We start from the raw sequence: 5,388 nt of genomic DNA on the forward strand, positions 1-5,388 counted from the left end.
GAACTCCGCGACCTCGCGGATCGAGCAGAACGCGGCGAACACCTCGTCACCGCACCGCACCGGGTACAGCCGGCCGGGTCCGGGGTCGACGCCCCGCCCTCCGGCCGGTATCAGGTCGCGGTCGCGGGAGCGAGCCATCGAAAAGCGTCCTCTCCTTCGCGGCGGGTCGGAAGGCGGGCCCGGGGTCGGGGACGGCCGCCGGCACAAGGATCGAGGGATAAGGTGAGCCCGCTGTCCAGATGCAGCAATCCGTCATCAGAGGAGCGGTTGTGCAGGATTCCGGCATCGAGCCCCAGCGGTTGCTGTCGGAGGCCGACCTCGAACTCATCGACGCCCTCCAGATCAACCCGCGGGCCAGCTGGGCCGACATCGGGGCGGCGACCGGCGCGGACCCGGTGACGGCGGCGCGGCGCTGGCGGCGGCTGAACAGCGCGGGGGAGGCATGGACCACCGTCGCTCTGGGGCAGCGCCAGATGCACGCGATGAGCATGGCGTTCTTGGAGATCGACTGCGCGGCCGGGGCGGCGGTCGAGGTCGCGGACACCCTCGCCAGGGCGGGGCACCTCATCACCGTGCAGCACGTCGCCGCCGGTCACGACCTTTTCGTGATCGCCGTCGCCGCGTCGATGCCGGCACTGGCGGACTACGTGCTCACGGACCTGCCGCGGGTGCCGGGCGTGGCGAAGGTGCGCACCCATGTCGCCACGCGCGTCTTCGAGGCCTCGTGCCGCTGGCGGCTGCGCGTGCTGCCGCCCCGGTCGGCGGGGGCGCTGGCCAGGCGAGCCGGGCCGGCGGAGTCCACCAGGCCGATGGACGAGGTCGACCGGCTGCTGTTCAAGGCCCTGCTCGCCGACGGCCGCGCCGGTTACTCCGAGCTGGCCGCGGCCGTCGGCGTCTCCGAACGCACGGTGCAGCGCAGGCTGTCACGGCTGGTGGCGACCGGCGACATCGACTTCCGCTGCGACCTGGCGCGCTCGCACGCGGGCTGGCACTCCTCGGCGGTGCTGTGGCTGCGGATGCCGGACGGGCTGCTGGAGGAGACGGGCCGGGCGCTGCTCGACTGGCCGGAGACGCGGACGTGCGCGGCGCTGGCGGGGGCCCGCAACCTGCTCCTCACCGTCGGCCTGCACGGCGTCTGGGACCTGCACCCGCTGGTGGTGCGCCTTGAGGAGCGGTTCCCGTACGTGAGCGTCGTCGACCGGCAGATCGTCCTGCGGCAGTCGAAGCTCTACGGGCGGATCCTCGACCGCCTCGGCCGCTGCACGGGCGTCGTCGCGGTGGATCCGTGGAGCCTGTCGCCGCGCCCCTGAGGTTCAGCGCGGCACGGGGACCGCGCCTCCCCGGGCCTCCCAGCACAGGCCGGCCCGCAGCACGTCGGCCTCACTGTGCCCCACCACCTGCAGGTCTCCGACGGCCAGCGCGGGCAGGCCGAGCGCGGACACGACGGCGGTGAGCCGGCCGACCTCGCCGCGGACGGCGGCCTCGTCGCATCCGGCCCGAGGCGCGGGGCCGCCGAGCGTCGGTGTGATCAGGACGTCGAGGCCGGACATCTCCGCGGAGAACCCGGCCCGGAGGGCCGAAAGCCGCTCGACGGCCCGGCGGTACTCCCGGTGGCCGATCCCGGCGGCGTCCTCCAGCTTCCGCCGCACGCCCGCGCTGTAGTCGGCGGCGTTCCTCGGGTAGGTGGCCTCGTGGGTGCGCCGGGCCTGCGCGCCCACGATCGTCCAGTACGGGGCGAGGATCTCGTACGGCAGGGCGATCTCGCGGACCGTGGCGCCCAGGTCGGCGAACTCCCCGGCCTGCGCGCATCCCTCGGCGACGCCGACGACCAGTCCCGACAGCGAGCTCGGCGGCTCGACGGCCTGTCCGCCGAGCACCCGCCACACGCGTGCGCAGTCGGCGACCGAGGTGGCCATCGGCCCGACCACGTCGAACATCGGGGCGAGGGGCGCGACCCCCTCGGCCGGCAGGGCGCCGACCCTCGGGCGCAGCCCGACCACGCCGCAGCAGGCCGCCGGGATCCGCACCGAGCCGCCGGTGTCCGTGCCGAGGCCGATCCGGGCGATCCCGGCGGCCAGCGCCGCCGCCGTGCCGCCGCTGGACCCGCCGGGAGCCAGGTGCCCGTGGCGCGGGTTGCGCACATCCCCCCAGTGCGGGTTCTCACTGGTGACGCCCCAGGCGAACTCGTGCTGGTTGGCCTTGCCGACCAGGAGTGCCCCGGCGCGCTCCAGCAGTTCGACGCAGGGGGCGGTGGTCAGCGCCTCCTGGCCGCCGTACAGGGCGGACCCGCGGGTGGTGCGGAGCCCGGCGACATCGATCATGTCCTTGACCACGAACGTCCAGGCCCACAGCTCGGGCGGGGTGGCGGGCACCGGCCGGTCGCGGCGTGCGAGCCGGTCGATGACCGGCTCGGCGCCGGACTCGATGAGGATGTTGTGCCCGCTGTGCAGGCGGATGGCCTCGGCGGATCTGGCGATCGCCGCCTGGTGTTCCACGGTCAGGGACCTCCTAACGCCCGCCCCAGCCGACGTGGGGCCGGCCGGTGACGGCCGGCGCGACGGGGTCGTCGCCGGCCGCGCCCATGATCCGGCACATGCTGGCAGATCCGCCGTTGCCCGTCGAGTGCGGGGCCGGCGCCGTCACCGGGCGCGGGGCCGTACCGGTCAGAGCGCCAGTGCGTCCAGCAGGGACCGCAGGCGGGCGGTCTCGCGGTCGGGGCGGATGAGGGTGAAGATGCTGCGGCTGGTGTTCAGCCACGGCACGTCGGCGACCACGACGTCCGGGCTGTGCCCGCGCAGCGCGAGGTCGGGGATGAACGCCGCGCCCATCCCCGCCTCGATCATGGCTATTGTGATCTTGAAGTCGTCGGAGTGGCCGGCCACCCGGGGGTGCAGGCTCCAGCGGGCGAACACGCCGTCGAAGAAGGAGGCGTCGCTGCTGGCCGGGTGGTGCGTGATCCAGGGCAGGTCGGCGAGCTGCTCGGCCCGGTAGGGCGCCAGGTCGGGCCAGCTGCGGGGCAGGACGACCTTGTAGCGGTCCTCGGCGATCCAGCGCCGGTCCAGCGTCGACGGCCATGACAGGCCCGCGTTGCCCACCTGGTAGACGATCGCCGCGTCCATCTCGCCGCCGGCGCCCAGACGCGGGATGAGCTGGGAGGACTCGGCGACCGAGACCCTGATGCCGGCGCGCTCCTGCGGTTGCATCCGCCGCAGGACGCCGGTCAGCACGTCGGCGAAGCTGGGGAAGATGCCCAGGTGGATCTGCCCCTCGCTGTTCCTGTGCACGGCCTGGACGGTGGCGACCATGCGCTCGATGTCGATGAGCACGCTCTCCGCGTGCCTGGCCAGCACTTCGGCGGCGTCGGTGGGCAGCACGCTGTGGGCGGAGCGGTCGAACAGCTTCACTCCCATCTGCCGCTCCAGCGCGGCCATCTGCTGGGAGACGGCTGAGGAGGTGTAGCCGAGCCGGTTGGCGGCGGCGGCGAAGGAGCCCAGGTGAACGACCTCACGCAGGGTGCGCAGGTGCTCGGGCTTCAGCATTAGGGTTCCTTGCTCTCAGGGTTGCTAAATGTCGTGTTTATAGCGCTTCCGACTTCTTTTCGCCACTCCTACAGTGATGGCCACCGTCACTCGAGCCCTAGAGAGTCACATGAGCATCCGCGTGTACCGAAACGCCGTCATCCGCACCGGAGACAGCGGCAACCCGCTGGCCCAGGCCATGGCCGTGGACGGCGGGCGGCTGCTGGCCGTCGGCACGGAGGCGCGGGTGCGCGAGGCCGCGGGCGGGGCGGCGGAGCTGATCGACCTGGAGGGCGCCGCGGTGCTCCCCGGGTTCTACGACGCCCACATCCACACCGCGCAGTACGCCCAGAGCCTGGACGCGGTGGACCTGCGCGAGGTGCGCTCCCTGGAGGAGGCGCTGGCCAAGGTGGCCGCGCACGCGGCGCGGCTGAGACCGGGCGCCTGGCTGTTCGGCGGCCGGTGGAACAGCAACACCTGGGATCCGCCGGCGCAGCCCGACAGGTACGCGCTGGACTCGGTCTGCCCCGAGCTGCCGGTCGCGCTGCCCAGCGTGGACGGCCACACGGTGTGGGCCAACTCCGCGGCCCTGCGGCTGGCCGGCATCGACGCCGGCACTCCCGACCCGGTGGGCGGTGAGATCGTCCGGGACCCGGGCGGGGAGCCCACCGGCATCCTGCGCGAGTCGGCCTCCTACCCGCTGCGCGACCTCATGGTCTCCGCAGACCTGCGCGAGCAGTTGCGCGCCGGGCAGGAGGAGCTGCTCGCGCTCGGCCTGACCAGCGTGCACGACATCGACGGCGAGGACTGCCGGGCCGCCTACCTGGAGCTGCGCGAGGCCGGTGAGCTGAAGCTGCGCGTGCACAAGGCGATCCCGATGATCCATCTGGAGGCGGCCATCGCCGAGGGGCGCCGTACCGGGCAGGGCGACGACTGGTTCCGCACCGGGCCGGTGAAGATCTTCAGCGACGGGGCGCTGGGTTCGCACACCTGCCACATGAGCGAGTCCTTCGCCGGTCAGCAGGGCAACGTGGGCATCGCGGTCACGCCGTACGAGGACCTGGTCAGGCTGTTCGGCGCGGCCGCGGGGGCCGGCATCGCGGTGGCCACGCACGCCATCGGGGACCAGGCCAACCACCTGGTCATCGACGCCTACGAGGCCGTCGGCCGCACGGCGGGGCTGCGGCACCGCATCGAGCACGCCCAGCACCTGCGGCCCGGCGACCTGGCCAGGATGGCCAGGCTGGGCATCGCCGCCTCGATGCAGCCCGTGCACTGCACCAGCGACATCGACCTGGTCGACTCCCTGCTGGCCGGGCAGGAGCTGGCCTCCTACGCCTGGCGCGGGATGCTGAACGTCGGCGTCGCGCTGGCCTTCGGCTCCGACGCCCCGGTCGAGCACCCCAACCCCTTCGCCGCGCTGTACGCCGCGGTGACCCGCACCCGCGCCGACGGCACGCCCGCCGGCGGCTGGCAGCCCGAGCAGCGGCTGAGCATGAGCGAGGCCCTCACCGCCCACACCCTCGGCGCGGCCTACGCCGCGGGCGAGGAGGACCTCAAGGGTGTCCTCGCGCCCGGCAAGCTCGCCGACTTCATCGCGGTGGACACCGACCCCTTCGTGGAGTCACCGGATGCGCTGCTGCGCACCAAGGTCATGACCACCGTCGTCGGCGGCGAAGTCCGCTGGCAGCAATCCTGAAGGAGCACCCCCCGTTGAACACCCGGATTCTCACCGCGCTCGCCGCCGGCGCGCTGCTGGCCGCCACCGCGGCCTGCGGCGCCCAGTCCCTCGACGGCGGCGGCGCGGATGGTCAAGAGCGGCCTGGACAGCGCCATGCGGGGCCAGCCGCTGGAGGCGCTGAGCGCGGGC

General features: G+C 73.6%; 4 protein-coding genes. 2 read left to right on the plus strand and 2 right to left on the minus strand.

Features of this window, described 5'->3' with window-relative positions; all coding sequences use genetic code 11:
* The first annotated feature begins 269 nt into the window (after positions 1-269).
* Entirely contained in the window at positions 270-1,310 is a 1,041-nt protein-coding gene (locus ACWDS7_RS46175; protein WP_451934464.1) for an Lrp/AsnC family transcriptional regulator, read from the plus strand.
* 3 nt (positions 1,311-1,313) lie between these two features.
* On the opposite strand, the gene ACWDS7_RS46180 is transcribed toward ACWDS7_RS46175, so the two are convergent.
* Together ACWDS7_RS46180 and ACWDS7_RS46185 are read right to left on the minus strand one after the other, a co-directional pair.
* Positions 1,314-2,495 (minus strand): amidase, encoded by a 1,182-nt coding sequence (locus tag ACWDS7_RS46180; RefSeq protein ID WP_451934465.1) that lies wholly within the window; start codon positions 2,493-2,495, stop codon positions 1,314-1,316.
* 168 nt (positions 2,496-2,663) lie between these two features.
* Complete coding sequence (locus ACWDS7_RS46185) at positions 2,664-3,539, minus strand: LysR family transcriptional regulator (RefSeq protein ID WP_451934466.1); 876 nt, start codon at positions 3,537-3,539, stop codon at positions 2,664-2,666.
* A gap of 109 nt (positions 3,540-3,648) precedes the next feature.
* On the opposite strand from ACWDS7_RS46185, the gene ACWDS7_RS46190 reads away from it, so the two are divergent.
* Positions 3,649-5,217, plus strand: coding sequence for an amidohydrolase (locus ACWDS7_RS46190; protein WP_451934467.1), 1,569 nt, complete (start codon positions 3,649-3,651; stop codon positions 5,215-5,217).
* Positions 5,218-5,388 lie beyond the last annotated feature (171 nt).

This window comes from Streptosporangium sp. NPDC003464 (assembly GCF_053588315.1).